This is a genomic window from Streptomyces nojiriensis (assembly GCF_017639205.1).
Taxonomy (GTDB): Bacteria; Actinomycetota; Actinomycetes; order Streptomycetales; family Streptomycetaceae; genus Streptomyces; species Streptomyces nojiriensis.
Map to the genome: position 1 here is coordinate 5,506,321 of NZ_CP071139.1, position 20,900 is coordinate 5,527,220.

Annotated in this window: 16 protein-coding genes; 9 read left to right on the plus strand and 7 right to left on the minus strand. The window is 72.4% G+C overall.

What is annotated here, in order from left to right; genetic code table 11:
• Window positions 1–86 precede the first annotated feature (86 nt).
• The gene (locus tag JYK04_RS25795; RefSeq protein WP_189733252.1) at window positions 87–1,190 is read left to right on the plus strand and encodes an alpha/beta hydrolase; all 1,104 of its coding nucleotides are present in this window, start codon (window positions 87–89) and stop codon (window positions 1,188–1,190) included.
• Between the two features lie 34 nt (window positions 1,191–1,224).
• On the opposite strand, the gene JYK04_RS25800 is transcribed toward JYK04_RS25795, so the two are convergent.
• Complete coding sequence (locus tag JYK04_RS25800) at window positions 1,225–2,286, minus strand: C40 family peptidase (protein WP_189733250.1); 1,062 nt, start codon at window positions 2,284–2,286, stop codon at window positions 1,225–1,227.
• Between the two features lie 143 nt (window positions 2,287–2,429).
• On the minus strand, window positions 2,430–2,783 hold the full coding sequence (locus tag JYK04_RS25805) for a hypothetical protein (RefSeq protein WP_189733248.1): 354 nt from the start codon (window positions 2,781–2,783) through the stop codon (window positions 2,430–2,432).
• A 160-nt stretch (window positions 2,784–2,943) separates the two neighbouring features.
• Between JYK04_RS25805 and JYK04_RS25810 the strand changes: the two genes are divergently transcribed.
• Together JYK04_RS25810 and pcrA are read left to right on the plus strand one after the other, a co-directional pair.
• On the plus strand, window positions 2,944–3,294 hold the full coding sequence (locus tag JYK04_RS25810; protein ID WP_189733246.1) for an ArsR/SmtB family transcription factor: 351 nt from the start codon (window positions 2,944–2,946) through the stop codon (window positions 3,292–3,294).
• Window positions 3,278–5,800 carry a DNA helicase PcrA gene (pcrA, locus tag JYK04_RS25815; protein WP_189733245.1) on the plus strand — a complete coding sequence of 841 codons (2,523 nt, stop codon included), beginning with the start codon at window positions 3,278–3,280 and terminating at the stop codon, window positions 5,798–5,800. The genes JYK04_RS25810 and pcrA overlap by 17 nt, the downstream gene beginning before the upstream one ends.
• 88 nt (window positions 5,801–5,888) lie before the next feature.
• Here the strand turns inward: pcrA and JYK04_RS25820 are convergent, their stop codons facing one another.
• Window positions 5,889–7,472, minus strand: coding sequence for a M23 family metallopeptidase (locus JYK04_RS25820; RefSeq protein WP_189733243.1), 1,584 nt, complete (start codon window positions 7,470–7,472; stop codon window positions 5,889–5,891).
• A gap of 221 nt (window positions 7,473–7,693) precedes the next feature.
• The gene (locus JYK04_RS25825) at window positions 7,694–8,473 is read right to left on the minus strand and encodes an esterase/lipase family protein (RefSeq protein ID WP_189733241.1); all 780 of its coding nucleotides are present in this window, start codon (window positions 8,471–8,473) and stop codon (window positions 7,694–7,696) included.
• A gap of 174 nt (window positions 8,474–8,647) precedes the next feature.
• On the opposite strand from JYK04_RS25825, the gene icmB reads away from it, so the two are divergent.
• Window positions 8,648–9,049, plus strand: a complete 402-nt coding sequence (icmB, locus tag JYK04_RS25830; RefSeq protein ID WP_030012651.1) for a coenzyme B12-dependent isobutyryl CoA mutase small subunit — start codon at window positions 8,648–8,650, stop codon at window positions 9,047–9,049.
• A gap of 44 nt (window positions 9,050–9,093) precedes the next feature.
• Here the strand turns inward: icmB and JYK04_RS25835 are convergent, their stop codons facing one another.
• A complete protein-coding gene (locus tag JYK04_RS25835; protein ID WP_189733239.1) occupies window positions 9,094–10,677 on the minus strand; it encodes a DUF5691 domain-containing protein in 1,584 nt (527 codons plus the stop codon).
• A 269-nt stretch (window positions 10,678–10,946) separates the two neighbouring features.
• Window positions 10,947–12,290 carry an SWIM zinc finger family protein gene (locus tag JYK04_RS25840; RefSeq protein WP_189733237.1) on the minus strand — a complete coding sequence of 448 codons (1,344 nt, stop codon included), beginning with the start codon at window positions 12,288–12,290 and terminating at the stop codon, window positions 10,947–10,949.
• 140 nt (window positions 12,291–12,430) lie between these two features.
• Between JYK04_RS25840 and JYK04_RS25845 the strand changes: the two genes are divergently transcribed.
• The 5 genes from JYK04_RS25845 to sucD all read left to right on the plus strand — a co-directional run bounded on the left by JYK04_RS25845 (window position 12,431) and on the right by sucD (window position 19,470).
• Window positions 12,431–13,531, plus strand: coding sequence for an ATP-binding protein (locus tag JYK04_RS25845; protein WP_189733235.1), 1,101 nt, complete (start codon window positions 12,431–12,433; stop codon window positions 13,529–13,531).
• The gene (locus JYK04_RS25850) at window positions 13,528–15,792 is read left to right on the plus strand and encodes a DUF5682 family protein (RefSeq protein WP_189733233.1); all 2,265 of its coding nucleotides are present in this window, start codon (window positions 13,528–13,530) and stop codon (window positions 15,790–15,792) included. Before JYK04_RS25845 ends, JYK04_RS25850 begins: the two co-directional genes overlap by 4 nt.
• A gap of 143 nt (window positions 15,793–15,935) precedes the next feature.
• On the plus strand, window positions 15,936–17,102 hold the full coding sequence (locus JYK04_RS25855) for a VWA domain-containing protein (protein ID WP_189733231.1): 1,167 nt from the start codon (window positions 15,936–15,938) through the stop codon (window positions 17,100–17,102).
• Window positions 17,103–17,382: 280 nt separating this feature from the next.
• Window positions 17,383–18,561 (plus strand): ADP-forming succinate--CoA ligase subunit beta, encoded by a 1,179-nt coding sequence (gene sucC, locus JYK04_RS25860; protein WP_030011549.1) that lies wholly within the window; start codon window positions 17,383–17,385, stop codon window positions 18,559–18,561.
• A 21-nt stretch (window positions 18,562–18,582) separates the two neighbouring features.
• On the plus strand, window positions 18,583–19,470 hold the full coding sequence (sucD, locus tag JYK04_RS25865) for a succinate--CoA ligase subunit alpha (protein WP_189733229.1): 888 nt from the start codon (window positions 18,583–18,585) through the stop codon (window positions 19,468–19,470).
• Window positions 19,471–19,549: 79 nt separating this feature from the next.
• Here the strand turns inward: sucD and JYK04_RS25870 are convergent, their stop codons facing one another.
• Entirely contained in the window at window positions 19,550–20,824 is a 1,275-nt protein-coding gene (locus JYK04_RS25870; RefSeq protein WP_189733227.1) for a helix-turn-helix domain-containing protein, read from the minus strand.
• Window positions 20,825–20,900: the final 76 nt, after the last annotated feature.

Here is a 20,900-nt window from a genome sequence, read left to right on the forward strand (position 1 = left end):
GGCCGGACGTCTGACCTGCGGTGTGACCCACGCCGCAGGCCGACCTGGCAACCGGAAGCGCACACGCCGCCCTCTAGGGTGGCGTGATGAGCTTGACCGGTACACCCTTCTTCGCGACGGTGATCGCCCTGACGGTGATCGCCGTCGTCCTGCCGCTGGCCGTGTGGAGCAAGGTGCGCGGCCCGGCCGCCGTACGCACCGCCCTGCGCGCCCTGATGGTGGTGTTCGCCCAGGTCACAGCGGTCGCCGTGGTGTTCGTCGCGGTCAACCGGGCCGAGCACTTCTATGCCTCCTGGAGCGACCTGCTCGGCACCGGCAAGTACGTCACGGCCGCCCCCGACCTCGGCCCGGACGGGCTCGGCGGCAAGAAGGTGGAAGAGGCGCCGAAGGTCAAGCAGGAGTTCCAGCCGGTGGAAGGGCTGGGCGGTCGCGTCAAGAAGACCGAGCTCGACGGCAAGATCTCCGGGGTCAAGGGCGATGTCATGGTGTGGCTGCCGCCGCAGTACGACGACCCGGCCTACAAGGACAAGAAGTTCCCGGTGGTCGAGCTGATACCGGGCATACCGGGGACGGGGAAGTCCTGGTTCCAGGGGCTCAAGGCGCACGAGGTGCTGGAGCCGCTGATGAAGAGCGGCAAGGTGCAGCCGTTCATCCTGGTCTCGCCGCGCGCCATGCTGCTCGGCAATGGCGACACCGGCTGCGCCAACCTCCCCGGCAAGGTCAACGCGGACAGCTGGTTCAGCGTCGACGTCCGCAAGATGGTCGTCGACAACTTCCGGGCCTCCGACGAAGCCCGCACCTGGGGCGTGGCAGGCTACTCGGCCGGCGCCTACTGCGCCGCCAAGCTCGCCATCGCGCACCCCGACCGCTACAGCGCGGCCGTCTCCCTGTCCGGCTACAACGACCCGGGGCAGGAGCCCTCGTCTCTGGTCGCCAAGGACCCCGAACTGCGCAAGACGCACAACCTGAAGAACTGGCTCCAGGCCGCGCCCACCCCGCCCGCGGTGTCGCTGTGGATGTCGGGCGCCGAGCAGGACGGCTACCTGTCCGGCACGGACCTCAAGGCGATCGCCAAGAGCCCGACCGTGGTGCACGCGGAGAAGGTCGTCGGCGGGCACAACCTCGAATCGTGGTCCAAGCAGCTGCCGCAGACCTTCGGCTGGCTGAGCGGCGTGGTCAAGGCCCCGTAGGCCGTCCCTTCCGGATCTTGCCGGGATGCCGGGACTACGCGGGGCGGGAGGCGCCGGCCCAGGGCATGGAGTCGATCGGGGCCAGCCGGACCGTCGACCCGGGGCGCGGGGCGTGGATCATCTGGCCGTTGCCGACGTACATGCCGACGTGGGTGACCCCGGAGTAGAAGAAGACGAGGTCGCCGGGGGCCAGCTGGTCGCGGGACACGCGCCGGCCGGCGTTGATCTGGGTGTAGGTGGTGCGGGGCAGGGAGACCCCGGCCGAGCGCCATGCCGCCTGGGTCAGACCGGAGCAGTCGAAGGACCCCGGGCCGGTCGCGCCCCAGACGTACGGCTTGCCGATCGCCCCGTACGCGAAGGCAACGGCGCGGGCCGCGCGCGAACCGTCGGACGGGGGCGCGGGGGCGGCGCCGTTGGCCGGGGCGGTTGCGGCGGGCGCGGCGGCCGGTCCGCCGGGCGACCGGGCCTCGTAGGCGGCCCGCTCCTCGGCGGTGAGCCGGGCCAGCAGGTTCTTGGCGGCGGTGAGCCTCTCCTCGATCACGGCCTTGTGCCCGGCGAGTTCGTCCTGCCGGGAGCGGAGGTCGGCGAGCCGTCCGGCGGCCTGCTCGCGGAGCTTGCCGACCTCGTCGAGGCGGCGGCGCACGGTGGTGATCCCGGCGGCGTTGCGGTCCCCGGCGCGGGAGATGAAGGCGGCCTGGGAGAGGTACTCCTGGGGGTCGGAGGACAGCGCGAGCTGGACGGCGGTGCCCAGGGAGCCGCTGCGGTACTGGGAGGCGGCGAGCGTCCCGAGTGCGCTGCGGGCGGTGTTGAGCTGGTCGGTCTTGCGGGCGGTCTCCTCGCGCAGTCCGGTCAGTGCGCGTTCGGCCTCGTCCGCCCGTTCCTTCGCCCCGTTGTACTGCTCGGTCGCCGCCTCGGCCTCCTCGTAGAGCCGGTCCACCTCCGACTTGACCTGGGCGGGGGTGGGCCGGGGGTCGGCCTGGGAGGTGCCTTCGAAGACGGTGGCGGTGGCAGCGCCCGCGAGGGCGAGGGTGGCGGCGGTCGTCCGTGCCGGGCCGCCGGAGAGCGGGCGCTGCCTGGGCTTTCGATGACTGGCCACGAGGGCCTCACGTCCTTCCTCTGTCGGTGCCTGGAGGAGGACGCTAGACCTGCAGGTAACGGGCGGATGACGAGATGATCGTAAGTGGCTCGATACGACCGGAGCTGGCCGCCGAAGGCCGGAATGGATCGTTCCGGTGCGGGTCAGTGCCAGAGAACGGCGATGAAGATGTTGATCACGGTCAGCCCGCCGACCGCGCCGAACAGCGCCTTGTCCACGTGCTCCTCGTCGCGCTTGACGTAGACGAGGCAGAGGATCACGAAGAGGATCGCGAGCTTCACCCCGACTTTGATGTTGTTGACGGGGTCCCCGGCCATCTGGTTGAAGCCGACCAGGGCTACGCCGGTGACGAGCATGGTGAGCGCGCCGTGCAGCATGGCGGGCGTGAAGCGGGCGGTGCCCGCGCTCATCGCCTTCATCTGGGTCAGGAAGCCGCCGAGGAGTGCGGCGATCCCGATGATGTGCAGGCCGACGAAGGCGTTGATGAGAGCGTCCATGGCGTGAGCGTACGAGGCGGCCCGGTCGGCCCGAGAAGCGGGTCGGTCCGCCCGTGACGGCCTCCGACCGCTCCTGTGGGACCGCGGTCGGGGAGTCGACTGTACGAGATCTTCGAATGGACGAGCGGGTGTCCGTACGAGAACTGCGTACAGTGGGGTCATGCCTGCTGCCGCCGCCGAGCCGACCCACCCCGCCGCCGCCCGCATCGAGCTGGTCGAGGTCCTGGCGGCGCTCGGACACCCCGTCCGGCTGGAGATCGTCCGCAAGCTGGCCGCCAGCGAGGAGGCGTTCTGCGGCGAGGTCGTCCCCGACCTCCCCCGCTCCAGCGTCACGCACCACCTCAGGACGCTGCGCGAGAGCGGCGTGATCTGCCAGCGACCCCAGGGCCGCAAGCTCTTCCTCGCGCTGCGCCGCGAGGACCTGGAGCACCGTTTCCCCGGTCTGCTCGAACTCGTGCTGGCCTGTCGGTCCCGCCCCCTAGACTCGGAATGCGATGAGCAGCCTCTTTGACGACAGTTTCCTGGCGGACCTCACCCCCTCCGACGAGGTCCCGCCGCCGCCCGAGGATCACGCCGCCCCCGAAGCGGGCGCGGACGATCTCTTCGGGGGGCGGTTCGACGTACCCATGAGCGGGGACGCGTACTACCGGGACGGCGCCCCCAGGCCCGTCATCGACCCGGCGACGCTCCTGGACGGGCTCAACGAGCAGCAGCGCGCGGCCGTGGTGCACGCGGGCTCCCCGCTGCTCATCGTGGCCGGCGCCGGCTCCGGCAAGACCCGGGTGCTGACCCACCGCATCGGACACCTGCTGTCCGCGCGGAACGTCCACCCCGGCCAGATCCTGGCGATCACCTTCACCAACAAGGCCGCCGGCGAGATGAAGGAGCGCGTCGAGGGCCTGGTCGGCCCGCGCGCGAACGCCATGTGGGTCTCCACCTTCCACAGCGCGTGCGTGCGCATCCTGCGCCGCGAGTCCAAGCGGCTCGGCTTCACCTCCTCGTTCTCGATCTACGACGCGGCCGACTCGAAGCGCCTGATGGCGCTCGTCTGCCGCGACCTGGACCTGGACCCGAAGAAGTTCCCGCCGAAGGCCTTCAACGCCAAGATCTCGAACCTGAAGAACGAGCTGATCGACGAGGAAGCCTTCGCCGACCAGGCCGTGGACGGCTTCGAGAAGACCCTGGCCCAGGCGTACGCGATGTACCAGGGGCGGCTGCGCGAGGCCAACGCCCTCGACTTCGACGACATCATCATGACCACGGTCCACCTGCTGCAGGCGTTCCCGGACGTCGCCGAGCACTACCGGCGCCGCTTCCGGCACGTCCTCGTCGACGAGTACCAGGACACCAACCACGCCCAGTACACGCTGGTGCGCGAGCTGGTCGGCACCGGCTACCCGGACCTGCCCCCGGCCGAACTGTGCGTGGTGGGTGACGCCGACCAGTCGATCTACGCCTTCCGCGGCGCGACCATCCGCAACATCCTCCAGTTCGAGGAGGACTACAAGGACGCGACGACGATCCTGCTGGAGCAGAACTACCGCTCCACGCAGACGATCCTCTCCGCGGCCAACGCGGTCATCGAGCGCAACGAGAACCGCCGCGCCAAGAACCTGTGGACCCAGGCCGGCACCGGCGCCGTCATCACCGGCTACGTCGCGGACACCGAGCACGACGAGGCCCAGTTCGTCGCCGACGAGATCGACCGGCTGACGGACGCGGGCGACGCCAAGGCGGGCGACGTCGCGATCTTCTACCGGACCAACGCGCAGTCCCGCGTGTTCGAGGAGATCTTCATCCGGGTCGGACTGCCCTACAAGGTCGTCGGCGGCGTCCGCTTCTACGAGCGCAAGGAGGTCCGCGACGTCCTCGCGTACCTGCGCGTCCTGGCGAACCCGGAGGACAACGTCCCGCTGCGGCGCATCCTGAACGTGCCCAAGCGCGGCATCGGCGAGCGCGCCGAGGCGATGATCGACGCCCTCGCGATGCGCGAGAAGATCACCTTCCCGCAGGCGCTGCGCCGCGTGGACGAGGCCTTCGGCATGGCCGCACGCTCCACGAACGCGGTGAAGCGGTTCAACGTGCTGATGGAGGAGCTGCGCACGATCGTCGACTCGGGCGCGGGTCCGGCGGTGGTGCTGGAGGCGGTGCTGGAGCGGACGGGCTACCTCGCCGAACTCCAGGCGTCCACCGACCCGCAGGACGAGACGCGCATCGAGAACCTGCAGGAGCTCGCGGCCGTGGCGCTGGAGTTCGAGCAGGCGCGGGAGGCCGCGGCGGCCGAGGCCGCGGAGACCGGCGCCCCGGCTCCCGGGTCCGGCACCCTGGCCGAGTTCCTGGAACAGGTCGCGCTCGTCGCCGACTCCGACCAGATCCCGGACGAGGACACCGAGGGCACGGGCGTCATCACGCTGATGACCCTGCACACCGCCAAGGGCCTCGAGTTCCCGGTGGTCTTCCTGACCGGCATGGAGGACGGGGTCTTCCCGCACATGCGGGCGCTGGGCCAGACCAAGGAGCTGGAGGAGGAGCGCCGCCTCGCGTACGTCGGCATCACGCGGGCGCGCGAGCGGCTGTACCTGACCCGCTCCAGCATGCGCAGCGCGTGGGGCACGCCCTCGTACAACCCGCCCTCGCGGTTCCTGGAGGAGATTCCGGCGGAGTACCTCCAGTGGAAGCGGACGGGCGCGACCCAGAAGCCGGCCGGTCCGATGCGGAGTTCGGGGTACGGGTCGTCGTCGTCCGGATCGGGCAGGGCGGCGTTCGGCACCTCGCCGGAGGCGTTCCTGTCCTCGTCGCGTACGAAGTCGGGCCCGTCCGGGTTCGCGACGCGGCGGGCCGCCGACAAGCCGGTCATCGCCCTGGTGGTCGGGGACCGGGTCACGCACGACCAGTTCGGGCTCGGCACCGTCATGGAGGTCAAGGGAGCGGGCGCGGACGCGCAGGCCACCATCGACTTCGGGGACGACAAGCCCAAGCGGCTGCTGCTGCGTTACGCGCCGGTGCAGAAGCTGTAGGACGGCGGGCGGCCGCGCGGCCTTCGGGCCGCGCGGCGGTCACACCGGTTGCGTCGGGTGGTTGCTTCGGGCTTCGGGCTTCGGGCGGTTACGTCGGGTCCAGGCCGTGGCTGCGGAGCCACGGCAGGGGGTCGATCGCGGATCCGCCGCCGGGCCGGACCTCGAAGTGGAGGTGCGGGCCGGTGGAGTTGCCGGAGTTGCCCGAGTAGGCGATGACGTCGCCCGCCTTGACCTTGCCACCGCGGATCTTGGTGGAGCTGAGGTGGCAGTACCAGGTCTCGGTGCCGTCGGGCGCGGTCACTATCGCCATGTTCCCGTAGGCGCTGTTGTACTGGGTGCGCACGGTGCCGTCGGTGGCCGACATGACCGGCGTCCCGTAGGAGACCGGGAAGTCGATGCCGGTGTGCACCGACATCCACATGCCGCCGGCCTGGCCGAAGTTGGCGCTCAGGCCGTGCTGCTCGACGGGGATGGCGAACTTGGGGCGGGCGGCCTCCTTGGCCGCGGCCTCCTCCGCCTTCTTCTTCTTTTCCTCTTCCTGGCGCTCGCGCAGGTCGATGCGCTCCTGCGTGCGGCTCGCGCGGTCCGCGAAGTCGCCCGCGTCGGCGCTGAGCGCGACCAGTTGGGTGTCGAGCTTGGTGTTCGCCGCGACCGGTTTCACCGAGGCCGGGTCGGGCGCGGCCATCGTGGTGGGCTCCTCGGCGGGCCGGTCCGTGCCGGTGAGACCGCCGACGGAGGCGGCCGCGACGCCCGCGACGCCCATCACGCAGGCGGAGGGCACGGCCACGGTCAGCAAGGCGGAACGCTTCGCCGGGTTGCGGCGACGGCTGCTGCCGCCGCCGGTGCCGGTGCCGCTGCTCGCCTTGGCGGCGGCCTTGCCGTTGCCCTTGGCACTGCCCTTGGCGGCGGTCCGGCGCGCGGAGCGCGGAGCCGAGGTCACGGGCATGGCCTGGGTGGGGAGGTCGTGGACCGCGGGCGCCTCGGGCACCTCGGATGCCTCGGGTGCCTCGTGGACCTGCGGAGTTTCGTCGGAGAGCACCTCGAAGACGGCGGTCTCGCTGTAGGTGTCCGCCCCGGTCTCGAAACCGGTCTCGAATCCGTTCTGGTGCACGGAGTCGACGACGACGGCCTGGGTGGCCTCGTAGGCGTAGCCGACCGAGGTCGCCTGGTACGTGTACTCCTGCTGCGCGGGCTCGGGCTCCGGCGCGGGCTGGTACTCGTAGGCGTAGGCGGCCTCGGGCTGGGCCGGGGTCTCGGCGACGGTGTTCCACGCGGTGGCGTCGTAGGCGCCGGTCTCGGTGCCGGTGGTGCCGTAGCCCGGCATCGCCCAGTGCCCGGTCTGCTCGCCGGAGGTGTCGTAGCCGAAGGAGGGCTGCTGGTACTGCGCGTAGCCGGAGTAGTCCGCGCCCTGCGTGTTCCAGGCGCTCGCGTCCCAGCTCCCGGTGGTGTCCTCGGGGGCGGCCTGGGTCGGGATCGTGGACAGGTAACTGTCCTGCGAGGCCCACGCGGTGGTGTCGTACGCGCCGGTGTCGTAGGAGCCGTAGGCGGCGTAATTGACCCCCTGGCCCTGCGTTTCATAGGAAACGTAGGTCGAGTCACCAGCGAAAGCGGTGGTGGAAAGGCCGTCGTACCCGGCATCCGGATACTGGCCCGACGTGGGGCGGTCGTTCACCAACTTCTCTTTCGCCTCGGCAGTGGGGGCCTGGGTGGCCGGGAACTCAAGGTTCACCGGAGGAGAGCAGTGGCGTGACTGTACCCGGCGGTTACTCGCATCGACAATCTTCGCCGGGTCCCCAGATCTCCGGAACCGGGCATTCGGCCGTCTTTCGGTCGTCGAAATGCGGACCCTTGGCCTTGAGTTCGAAATTAGTTCGACTGCCGGTCGCTCGTCGGCTAGGCGACGGAGGCGGCGTCCGAGCCCGTGACGGCGGCCAGACCGGGCCCTTCGAGGGTGCGCCGGACCGCCGCGATGACGGCGGGATGGATGGGCAGTGCGAGATGTCCGATACCGGTGACCTGCACGTTCTCCACACACAGATCCGGATGTTCGATCCGTGCGGTCCCGACCGGGGTCATGATCGCGTCGAACTCGCTCCAGAACGCCACGCACCGGGTGGCGCAGCCGGGCGCGGGCGCGGCGAGCTCGGTCAGCACCTCGGATTCCGGGCGTATCTGCCGGATCAGCGGGTGCGCGTCCATGAAGGGGGCGACCCGGGTGCCGGAATGCGGGGTGCCGAGGGTGACGAGGGTCCGGACCCGCGTGTCGCCGCCCAGTCGCTGCACGTAGTACCGGCCGACCAGCCCGCCCAGGCTGTGTCCGACCAGATCCACCCGCTCCTGTCCGGTGCGCTCGCACAGCTCCTCGACGCGCCGGGCGAGATGGCGGGCGGTGACGCGCAGGTCGAGGGTGAAGGGCGAGTAGTTGTACGCCTCCACGTGCCGGCCCCCCGCCCCGAGGGCGCGGCGCAGCAGGACGAAGACGGACCGGTTGTCGGTGAAACCGTGGAGGAGGAGGACCGGCGGCCGTGTCGCGGGCGGCCGGGTGTCGACCTTCTCCTGGCAGACTCCGGTGGGATACAGCAGGAGGTGCCCGCCGAGCACCACCATCTCGAGCGCGCCGGCCCGCAGCGCGGCGCCGGACAAGGGCATGGACATGGGTATGGACAGCCCCATAGACGGCCTCCCCTGAGCCTTTGCGGGACCCTGGAGCTCGCGCCACCGTGCCGTGCGGCTGTCGGCACGGTGGCGCAATGCCGTCCCACGTGTGATTTCCCCCTCGTGATTGACCGCGAAACGGCGGCGTGCGCGATGCTGTACTTAACGTTCGTTCACTCGGGAGGCAGTGCGATGGGTGTGACCGGTCCGATCCGTGTGGTGGTGGCCAAGCCGGGTCTCGACGGCCACGACCGCGGGGCCAAGGTGATCGCGCGGGCGCTGCGGGACGCGGGCATGGAGGTCATCTACACCGGCCTCCACCAGACCCCCGAGCAGATCGTGGACACCGCCATCCAGGAGGACGCCGACGCGATCGGCCTCTCGATCCTCTCCGGCGCCCACAACACGCTCTTCGCGCGCGTGCTGGAGCTCCTCAAGGAGCGCGACGCGGAGGACATCAAGGTCTTCGGCGGCGGCATCATCCCGGAGGATGACATCGCCCCCCTGAAGGAGAAGGGCGTGGCCGAGATCTTCACGCCCGGCGCGACCACGACCGCCATCGTGGAGTGGGTCCGCGCCCACGTCCGCCAGTAGCCTCCGACGGCCCGCAGCCCGGCTTCCGGGCCCCGGACCCCGGCCTAGGCCGGGGTCAGCTCGGCCAGCATCGTCGCGCGGAGGCGGAGGGTCGAGACCAGGCGCTGGAACGCCTCGGCCCAGTACGCGGCCGCGCCGGGGGCCGCGTCCGGCAGGTCCTCCGCGGCCGTGGTCAGGGCCTCCAGCCGGTCCGCTTCCGCGGGGTCGAGGCAGCGCTCCGCCAGGCCCATCACCCCGCTGAAGCTCCACGGGTAGCTGCCGACGTCGCGGGCGGTGTCCAGCGCGTCCACGACCGCCCGGCCCAGTGCTCCCGCCCACGGCACCACGCACACCCCGAGCAGCTGGAACGCCTCCGACAGCCCGTGGGCCCGTATGAACTCCGCGACCCACTCCGCCCGCTCCGCGTGCGGGAGGGTCTCCAGCAGCTTGGCCCGCTCCGCGAGCGAGGCCGTGCCCGGGCCCGCCGCGGGCGGCGCGGACGCCGGGCCGAGCAGGGCCCGTGACCACGGCGCGTCGCGCTGGCGCACGGCGGCCCGGCACCACGCCGCGTGCAGCTCCTCCGTCCAGCCGTCGCCCGCGGCCACCGGCAGCGCCACTATCTCCGCCGGGCCGAGCCCCCCGAACCGCTCCCGCCAGCACGACAGCGGCGCCGCCTCCACCAACTGGCCGAGCCACCAGGCCCGCTCCCCGCGCCCGGCGGGCGGCCGCTTGACCACCCCGTCGCGGAGCATCCCCGCGTCGCACTCGGCCGGCGGAGTCACTCCCTCGGGGCCCACGCAGGCCAGTGCGCGCTCCGCCATCCGCCCCGCCAGCGCCGAGGCCGGCAGCGCCGACAGCAGTTCGGCGGCCGTGGCGCGGACATTGCGGCTGCGGTCACCCAGCGCCGCCTCCAGGAAGGGCTCGTCCCCCTCCGACAGCCCCACCCTCAGCGAATCGAGGAACATCAGCCGGTCCTCGGCCCGTTCAGTGGCCCAGGTCGTCGTCAGCAGCCGCGGCGCGGCCGTCGCGTCATGGGCCCGGACGGCCCCGAGCAGGGCCACCCGCTCCGCGAACAGCCCCTCCTGCCACAACCGTTCCACCGCCACCCGGTCCGTCACCTCCGGCAGTTCCCCTGCGCCGCCCGAACCGCCGCGCAGGGCGAACCGCCAGTCCGGATTCATCCGCGCCAGCCACAGCCCGCGCGTCCCGGCCAGGGCCAGGGCCTGCGGCCGCAGGTCCGTACGGGCCCGGGCCGCGTCCAGCAGCGCCGGTACGAGCGCCGCCGGCGAGCGGTAACCGTGCCGCGCGGCGGCGGCCAGCCACTGCGGCAGCAGCTCCGTCAGGTCCGGGGCGGTCCCGCGCCGCCCGCCGCCGTTGACCGGGCCGCTGCGGCCGGCCAGCAACTGCGCGAGCCTGCGGCCGGCCGCCTCCGGTGGCGCCGGCCGGGGGTCCCGGGGCGCGGGCTCCGGGCGCGGCCCGGCCTCGGCCGGACGCAGCCCGGCCCGGCGCCGTACGGCGTGCACGGCCGCCGCGTCCAGCAGCGCCTCCGGCGAGCCCGCCGGGCCCCCGCCCCGGCGCCGCTCGGTGCCCAGCAGCGCGGCGGCGACCAGCTCCTCCCACTCCCCGTACCCCTCGTCACCCTTGTCCATCGGGCCCCTCCCTCGTCGCTCACAGTTCGTCGTCGGTCGTCCGTCGCGTCATGGGCTCCGGTCCCGCCCCCTCCACGGGACCGGAGCTGTCGATGTCCCCGTCTGCCTGCCCGCGTTCAGCTGGCGTGGTTGTCGTTCATGCAAGCCCCCCGGCTCGTCGTCGTTTCGCGTACGGCGCCCCCCGGCGCCGTACGCCTCCTCGCCGCCCCCGTGTGACGGCACAGGACCCCCCAGGCCCCCTGCTATGTGTTCCTTGTTTCCGCTCCTGATCAGGACAGGGCGACGGGCTCGGTCGAGTCCGGCTGCCAGGCCGTCAGAGGGGTGAAGCCGCGGTGCCCGCACTCGCCGAACACCGTCACCGGACCTCCGCCCGACAACGCCGCCAGCTGCCAGAGCCCCCCGCGGGAGCGGCCGCCGCCCCCGGTGAGGGGCACCGGCAGGGCACAGGTGCCCTCCGCGTCCGCCAGCTGCCAGCCGAGCTCTCCCGGTATCGGAACCACCGGACCGAGCACCACCGGCCAGGACTCCAGCCACGGGTCCTGCCGCAGGGCCGCCCCGTACGCCTCCAGAGCCGCCCCCGTGCTCACCCCGGCCGGAACCTCCGCGCACGGCGCGGCTGCCGCGAACCTCTCACCGAGGTCCGCCCGCAGCCCCGCCGACCCGGGCCGGAAACGCATCTCCGCCTCCAGCACCAGCCCCACCGGCAGCGCCAGCCCCGGTGGCCGCCCCGGCGGTCCGAAGTCCAGCACCAGAGCGGGCCGCCCGCCCGCCAGCCCGCGCAGCCATATCCGGCGGGTGGTGAGCCGGCCGTCCGGCGACACCGCGTCGTACTGGGCGAGCACCAGCCAGCGGTCCCGTAGGGCCTCCCCCTCCCCGGAGGCCGGCAGTCCCACGCGGCTGCGCACCGTCGCCGCCAGCTCTTCCGGCAGCCCGGCCACCCCCAGCCAAGCCCGGTCGAGCAGGTGCAGCAGCGCCGCCTCCTCCAGCATCCGGGCGGGCCAGCCGGGGCCGCAACTGGGTATCGTCCCCAACTCCCTTACCCGCCCCGCCAGTCCCGGCGCCTGGGCGTCGACCATGCGGGCCGCCGTCTCCTCCCACCCCGCGTACCCCGCCTGCTCCTGGCCCGCGAGGCCGCCGCGCAGCAGATCGGCGAGCCGCTGCTCCAGCTCGGTGACGCCCGCGCCGACGCGCGCCGCCCGCCGCTCGGCCCGCTTGCGGGCCCCCTCCTCGTCGACCGGCGCGGCCCTCCCGCCCTGCGGCCGTGCGGCCTTGGCCGCCCGGTCCGCCAGCCACTGCGCGGCCCACTCCGGAGCCTCGCCCGGCTCGCCGACACCCTCCGCCGACCAGAGCAGCAACAGCCCCAGAGCGTGCTTGCAGGGGAACTTCCGGCTCGGACAGGAGCACTTGTACGCGGGGCCCGTCAGGTCCACGACCGTGCGGTACGGCTTGCTGCCGCTGCCCTTGCACAACCCCCACACAGAACCGGAAGCGGAACCTCCGATCTGCAACCACGGCCCCGCCCCGCCGAGTCTGCCCCCCGCCTTGCGCGAGGCATCGTCAGGAGCCAGATCCAGTACCTGTTCCGCTGTCCAGCGGTCCCCCTGATCAGTCATGTGAACAACCGTAGAGACCCCCACTGACAATCGCTCTGACCAGCAACAACGCTATCGGGCAGGCCCGTTGTCAGTGGCGTGGTGCACCGTGGGTACAGCAGTCGGGAGCGGCTGCCGAGCTTTGGAGGGGGACCATCATCATGCACGGGAACGAGCAGCGGGCAGAGGCTCTGCGACCGCACGCCGAAGACGCCTTCGCACACGAACTGAAAGCCCTGGCGGCCGCCGACGACCGGCCCCGCCCGACCCGTTGGAAACTCTCCCCGTGGGCCGTCGCCACGTACCTGCTCGGCGGCACGCTCGACGACGGCACGGTGATCACACCCAAGTACGTGGGGCCGCGCCGCATCGTCGAAGTGGCCGTCACCACCCTGGCCACCGACCGCGCCCTGCTCCTGCTGGGCGTCCCCGGCACCGCCAAGACCTGGGTGTCCGAACACCTCGCGGCCGCCGTCAGCGGAGACTCCACCCTCCTCGTCCAGGGCACCGCCGGCACCCCCGAGGAAGCCATCCGGTACGGCTGGAACTACGCCCGGCTGCTCGCCCACGGCCCCAGCCGCGAGGCGCTCGTCCCCAGCCCCGTCATGCGGGCCATGGCCGACGGCATGACCGCCCGCGTCGAGGAGCTCACCCGCATCCCCGCCGACGTCCAGGACACCCTCATCACCGTCCTGTCCGAGAAGACCCTCCCGATACCGGAACTGGGCGAAGAGGTGCAGGCCGTGCGCGGCTTCAACCTCATCGCCACCGCCAACGACCGCGACCGCGGGGTGAACGAGCTCTCCAGCGCGCTGCGCCGCCGCTTCAACACCGTGGTGCTGCCCCTGCCCGCCACCGCCGACGCCGAGGTCGACATCGTCGCCCGCCGCGTCGACCAGATGGGCCGCGCCCTCGACCTGCCGGCCGCACCCGAAGGCCTGGAGGAGATCCGCCGCGTCGTCACCGTCTTCCGCGAGCTGCGCGACGGCGTCACCGACGACGGCCGGACGAAGGTGAAGTCGCCCAGCGGCACCCTGTCCACCGCCGAGGCCATCTCCGTCGTCACCGGAGGCCTGGCCCTGGCCGCCCACTTCGGGGACGGCGTGCTGCGGCCCTCCGACGTGGCCGCCGGGATCCTCGGCGCCGTCGTCCGCGACCCGGCGGCCGACAAGGTGGTCTGGCAGGAGTACCTGGAGGCCGTGGTCCGCGAGCGCGACGGCTGGAAGGACTTCTACCGGGCCTGCCGGGAGGTGACCGTATGAGCCCGAGCCCGGCGAAGGGCCCGCTGCTGCTGGGCGTACGGCACCACGGGCCCGGCTCGGCCCGTGCCGTCCGGGCGGCCCTGGAGGCCGCCCGGCCCGAGGCGGTGCTGATCGAGGGCCCGCCCGAAGGGGACGCGCTGCTGCCGCTCGCCGCCGAGGAGGGGATGCGGCCGCCCGTCGCGCTCCTCGCACACGCCGCGGACGATCCGGGCCGGGCGGCGTTCTGGCCGCTGGCCGGGTTCTCACCCGAATGGGTGGCCATCCGCTGGGCCCAGGAGCACGACGTCCCGGTCCGGTTCATCGACCTCCCGGCGGCGCACTCGCTCGCCGCCGAAGGGGACGGGCAGGAAGGGGACGGGCCCGAAGCCGTCCGGCTGGACCCTCTCGCCGTGCTGGCCGAGACCGCCGGGTACGACGACCCCGAGCGCTGGTGGGAGGACGTGGTCGAGCACCGCGGCGCCGGGGGCGCACGGGAGGACGTGCTCGGCGCCTTCGAGGTGCTCGGGGAGGCCATGGGAGCCCTGCGCGAGGCGTACGGCGACGGGGGCCACCGGCGCGACCTGGTGCGCGAGGCGTACATGCGCCAGCGGATGCGGGCCGCCCGCCGGGAGTTCGGCGACGCCTACGCCGTGGTGTGCGGAGCCTGGCACGTGCCCGCGCTGCGGGCCAAGGCCACCGTGGCCGCCGACAAGGCCCTGCTGAGCGGCCTGCCCAAGGTCAAGGTGGAGACCACCTGGGTGCCCTGGACGCACCGCAGGCTCGCCCGGGCCGGCGGGTACGGAGCGGGGATCACCTCGCCCGGCTGGTACGCCCACCTCTTCTCCGCCCGTGACCGGCCCGTCGAGCGGTGGCTGACCAAGGTCGCCGGCCTGCTGCGGGAGGAGGACCGGCAGGTCTCCTCGGCACACGTCATCGAGGCGGTCCGGCTGGCCGAGACCCTCGCCGCGATGCGGGGCCGGCCGCTGCCCGGCCTGACGGAGACCCTGGAAGCGGTCCGGGCGGTGATGTGCGACGGCTCCGACATACCGCTCGCACTGATCGAGGACCGGCTCGTCGTCGGTGACGTGCTCGGCGAGGTCCCGGACGGAGCCCCCGTCGTACCCCTCCAGCGCGACCTGACGCGACAGCAGCGCACGCTGCGGCTCAAGGCCGAGGCGCAGGACCGCGAGCTGGAACTGGACCTGCGCAAGGACACCGACACGGCGAAGTCCCTGCTGCTGCACCGGCTGCGGCTGCTCGGCGTCGGCTGGGGAACACCCGCCGCCTCCCGGTCCGGCACCGGAACCTTCCGGGAGACCTGGCGGCTGCGGTGGGAGCCGGAGCTGTCGGTGCGGATCGCCGAGGCCGGGATATGGGGGACCACCGTCCTCGGCGCGGCCACCGCCAAGGCCGAGGCGGACGCGGCCGGGGCCGAGGAACTGGGCGACATAACGGCCCTGGCCGAGCAGTGCCTGCTGGCCGGGCTCGCGCAGGCGCTGCCCGCCGTGCTGCGGGCCCTCGCGGACCGGGCCGCGCTGGACACCGACGTGGCGCGGCTCGCCAAGGCCCTGCCGGCCCTGGCCCGTTCGCTGCGGTACGGGGACGTCCGGGGCACCGACGCGACGGCGCTCGGCGCCGTGGCGGCCGGGCTCGCCGAGCGGATATGCGTGGCGCTGCCGTCGGCGTGCACGGCCGGTCTGGACGCCGACGCGGCGGCGGAGATGCGCGGACACGTCGACGGGGTGCACGGGGCGATCGGCCTGCTGGCGGACGCCGGCGAAGGGCTGCGGGAGCGCTGGTCCGCGGTGCTCGCCACGCTGGCCGGCCGGGACACCGTGCCCGGCCTGATCCGCGGCCGGGCGGCCCGGCTGCTCCTCGACGACGGGCGGCTGTCGGCCGAGGAGACGGCCCGGCTGATGGGGCTCGCCCTGTCCCCGGCGTCCTCCCCGGCCGACGCGGCGGGCTGGATCGAGGGCTTCGCGGGCGGCAGTTCGGGCGGGGGCACGCTGCTCGTCCACGACGACCGGCTGCTGGGCCTGATCGACACCTGGCTGGTGGGGGTGCCGGAGCGTGCGTTCACCGACGTACTCCCGCTCCTGCGGCGGACGTTCGGCGCGTACGAGCCGGGCGTGAAACGGACCCTGGGCGAGCTGGTGCGACGCGGGCCGGGCGGTTCCGCCGCGGCCTCGGCGTCCTCGGCGCCGGACGGCTTCGCCCCGGAGCTGGATCCGGAGCGGGCGGACGCGGTGGTGGGGCTGGTGCGGATGCTGCTCGCCGGGTGAGGTGCGGGGCCGTTGCCGGGGCTCCGCCCGGACCCCGCGCCTCACCCGCCGGCGGGGCTGAAGAGGTCAGCCGGCGGGGCTGGAAGAGGGCCTCGGGCGATGGCAGGGCTGAAACAGGTGGATACGACGAGGGGGACGGACGGATGAGCGGTACGGACATGGGCACCGCCGGAGGCGAGCGGCTGCGGCGGTGGCGGATGGTGCTCGGCGGGGGAGAGGCCGACGGCACCGGCTGCGCGCTGACCGGGCGGGACGCGGCGATGGACGCCGCGCTCGGCGCGCTGTACGGCGGGGGCGGCGAGGCGGGGTCCCGCAGGACTTCGGGGGCACGGTCGGCCGGGCTCGGCGGGTCCGCGCCGAACGTGGCCCGCTGGCTCGGGGACATCCGTACGTACTTCCCGAGCTCCGTGGTCCAGGTCATGCAGCGCGATGCCATCGAGCGGCTGGGCCTGGCCGCACTGCTGCTGGAACCGGAGATGCTGGAGGCCGTCGAACCGGACGTGCACCTGGTCGGCACCCTGCTCTCGCTGAACAAGGCGATGCCCGAGACGACGAAGGAGACGGCCCGGGCCGTGGTCCGCAAGGTGGTCGAGCAGTTGGAGAAGAAGCTCGTGGCGCGGACCCGGGCGACACTGACCGGCGCCCTGGACCGGTCCGCGCGGATCAGCCGGCCCCGTCACCACGACATCGACTGGGACCGCACGATCCGGGCCAACCTCAAGAACTACCTGCCCGAGTACCGCACCGTCGTCCCCGAGCGGCTGATCGGCTACGGCCGGGCGGCGCAATCGGTGAAGAAGGAGGTGATCCTCTGCATCGACCAGTCGGGTTCGATGGCGGCCTCCGTCGTCTACGCCTCCGTCTTCGGCGCGGTCCTCGCCTCGATGCGCTCGATCGCCACCCGGCTGGTCGTCTTCGACACCGCGGTCGTCGACCTGACCGACCAGCTCGACGACCCGGTCGACGTCCTCTTCGGCACCCAATTGGGCGGTGGCACCGACATCAACCGCGCTCTCGCCTACTGCCAGTCGAAGATCACCCGGCCCGCCGACACCGTCGTCGTCCTGATCAGCGACCTCTACGAGGGCGGTATCCGCAACGAGATGCTGAAGCGGGTCGCCGCGATGAAGGCGGCGGGCGTCGAGTTCGTGACCCTGCTGGCCCTGTCCGACGAGGGAGCCCCCGCCTACGACCGCGAACACGCCGCGGCCCTTGCGGCGCTCGGGGCGCCGGCCTTCGCCTGCACCCCCGACCTGTTCCCGGACGTGATGGCCGCGGCGCTGGAGAAACGCCCCCTGCCGACCCCTTGACGCCCACGGCCCGGCCTTTGCTGTGAATCGGTGAATCACACGAACTTCCAGTTCAACCGTGAGGCGTTCTGTGACAGGTATCACCGCTCAGGTGTGATCTGCGATTTAGGGTCCCACGTCCCTCGGGGATAACCTGCGGGACGGACATGCCGCGTCCACGGTCACCGTGTGCGCCTTCCTTGTGACAGCGCCGTCACGTTGCCCTCCGCGGCACGCCCACGCAGATAGCAGACAACCGCGAATCACTGCGAATCTTTAAAAAGACAAGGGACGGACGCGCGTGGACCTGTTCGAGTACCAGGCGAGGGACCTCTTCGCCAAGCACGGTGTACCGGTGCTGGCCGGTGAAGTCATCGACACGCCTGAGGCGGCTCGCGAGGCCACCGAGCGGCTGGGCGGCAAGTCGGTCGTCAAGGCGCAGGTGAAGGTCGGCGGCCGCGGCAAGGCCGGTGGCGTGAAGCTGGCCGCCACCCCGGACGAGGCCGTCGCCCGGGCGACGGACATCCTCGGCATGGACATCAAGGGCCACACGGTCCACAAGGTGATGATCGCCGAGACGGCTCCGGAGATCCTGGAGGAGTACTACGTCTCGTACCTCCTCGACCGGACCAACCGCACCTTCCTCGCCATGGCGTCCGTCGCGGGCGGCATGGACATCGAGCAGGTCGCCGAGGAGACCCCGGAGAAGCTCGCCAAGGTCCCGGTGAACGCCAACGAGGGCGTGACCATCGAGAAGGCCCGCGAGATCGTCGCGCTGGCGCAGTTCCCGGCCGAGGTCGCCGAGAAGGTCGCCGAGGTCCTCGTGACCCTGTGGGCGACCTTCATCGCCGAGGACGCGCTCCTCGTCGAGGTCAACCCGCTCGCGAAGGTCGCCTCCGGCGACGTCATCGCGCTCGACGGCAAGGTCTCGCTGGACGAGAACGCCGAGTTCCGCCAGCCGGGTCACGAGGAGTTCGTGGACCACGCGGCCGCGAACCCGCTCGAGGCCGCCGCCAAGGCGAAGAACCTCAACTACGTCAAGCTCGACGGTGAGGTCGGCATCATCGGCAACGGCGCGGGTCTCGTCATGAGCACCCTCGACGTCGTCGCCTACGCCGGCGAGAACCACGGCGGCGTCAAGCCCGCCAACTTCCTGGACATCGGCGGTGGCGCCTCCGCCGCCGTCATGGCCAACGGTCTCGAGATCATCCTCGGCGACCCGGACGTCAAGTCCGTCTTCGTCAACGTCTTCGGTGGCATCACCGCCTGTGACGAGGTCGCCAACGGCATCGTCCAGGCGCTGCAGCTGCTCGCGGACAAGGGCGAGGCGGTCACCAAGCCGCTGGTCGTCCGTCTCGACGGCAACAACGCCGAGCTGGGTCGCAAGATCCTCTCGGACGCCAACCACCCGCTGGTCCAGCGCGTGGACACCATGGACGGCGCGGCCGACAAGGCCGCCGAGCTCGCGGCTGCGAAGTAAGGGCAGAGGTCACAGACTCACATGGCTATCTTCCTCAACAAGGACAGCAAGGTCATCGTCCAGGGCATGACCGGTGCCACGGGCATGAAGCACACCAAGCTGATGCTGGCTGACGGCACCAACATCGTCGGCGGCGTGAACCCGCGCAAGGCCGGCACCACCGTCGACTTCGACGGCACCGAGGTCCCGGTCTTCGGCTCCGTCGCCGAGGCGATGGAGAAGACGGGCGCCAACGTCTCCGTCCTCTTCGTCCCGCCGGCCTTCGCCAAGGCCGCCGTGGTCGAGGCGATCGACGCCGAGATCCCGCTGGCCGTCGTCATCACCGAGGGCATCGCGGTGCACGACTCCGCCGCCTTCTGGGCGTACGCGACCGCCAAGGGCAACAAGACCCGGATCATCGGCCCGAACTGCCCGGGTCTGATCACCCCCGGCCAGTCCAACGCCGGCATCATCCCGGGCGACATCACCAAGCCCGGCAAGATCGGTCTCGTGTCCAAGTCGGGCACGCTGACCTACCAGATGATGTACGAGCTCCGTGACATCGGCTTCACCTCGGCCGTCGGCATCGGTGGCGACCCGGTCATCGGCACCACGCACATCGACGCCCTGGAGGCCTTCGAGGCCGACCCGGACACCGAGCTGATCGTCATGATCGGCGAGATCGGCGGCGACGCCGAGGAGCGTGCGGCGGACTTCATCGCGAAGAACGTCACCAAGCCGGTCGTCGGCTACGTCGCGGGCTTCACCGCCCCCGAGGGCAAGACCATGGGCCACGCGGGCGCCATCGTCTCCGGCTCCTCCGGCACCGCGCAGGCCAAGAAGGAGGCCCTCGAGGCCGCCGGCGTGAAGGTCGGCAAGACGCCGACCGAGACCGCGAAGCTGGCGCGCGAGATCCTCGCCGCCAAGTAAGCGCGACGCGACACTGCACGGGCGTGGCCCGCACCCCTCCGGGGGTGCGGGCCACGCCCGTTCTCATCGGCTCATCGGTTCATCCGGCCTTCGGGGCGATCCGTGCCGGTCCGGCCTCCGGGTCGGCCAGCAGCTTGTCGTGGAGCTGCTTGCTCCGCTCGGTGAGCCGCTGGGGGCCGGCGAGCGGGGGCACCCCGGAGACGCTCTCGCCGGGCGCCAGCGGGGGCTCGTAGTGGGTGGGCGCGGTCATGACCGTGTAGGCCGTCGAGACGGCGATCATCGCCGTCAGGCTGAGGGTCGCCCGGGTCCACATGCGGGTGCGCCGCTCGCCGCCGCCGCGGACGGCGACCGCCGGGCGCGGGTCGAGGTCGACAGCCGGCCGCAGCGCGGTGAGCAGGTCGCGCAGCAGCGCGGACTGCTTCTCGAGCGGTACGTCGGCCAGTTCGGGGATCCGGTCGGCGAGGTCGGCGTGCGCGTGCACGAGCCGGTTGCCCGCGGTGGGCGTGGTGGCCTCGGTCTCGGCGGCGGTGTCGGGGAGGTCGAGGCCGACGCCGTCGTAGAGCAGGACCGTACGGCGGTTCGCGGGGGAGAGCGCGAGCAGGGCGTCGAGCAGGATCCGGTCGGCGGGCTCGGCGGGCGGCTTGTCGGGATGGCGGTGGGCGGGCCGGAAGCGGTGCCAGGGGGAGAGCGCGTACTCGTACGCGATCGCCCGCACCCAGCCCACCGGGTCCGGGTCGGCGGCCACCTCGGGCCAGCGGTCCCAGGCCTGGACGAAGGCCTTCTCCACGGCCTCCAGGGCGAGTGCCCGGCGGCCGGTGAGCAGGTAGGCCTGCCGGGCGAGGTCGTGGGCGGCGTGTGCGTAGAGGGCGTCGAAGGCCTCGGCGGGCCCCGGCGCCGGGACCCTCACGGGAGCCTCGTCGGGGATCTCGGCGGGGGCCTCGGAAGAGATCTCGGAGGGGATCTCGGAGCGGGCCTCGGAGAGGATCTCGTCGGGCTCGGTCCGCGCGTCCGCGGCCGGTCCGTCCGCGGCCGGTCCGTCCGCGGCGGGTGGGTCCGCGGCGGGTTCCTCTGCCGCCCTGGCCGTCTTCGCCTCCCCGGGCGCCCCGGCGGGCCCGGCCTCCTGCGGCGAGGCCGCCAGGCGCGCCAGGAACTGCGTGTACAGCTCGCGCTTGCGCCCGCGCGGGGCCGTGCGGCCCGCTTCCCAGGAGCGGATGGTCGCCGCGGTGACGCCCACGGCCGCCGCGACCTCATCGTGTGTCAGTTCCGCCGCCTCGCGCAGTCTGCGGCGCTCCTTGGGGGCGGGCAGGCTCAGCTCCGAGTCCTCTGAGGAGGTCGTCTCGACGCTTGGTGTCATGCCACACTCCCCGCGAACCTGACGCTCTGGGCGAAAAAGTACATAAACGTATATTGAGCGACACCACGGGCATTCG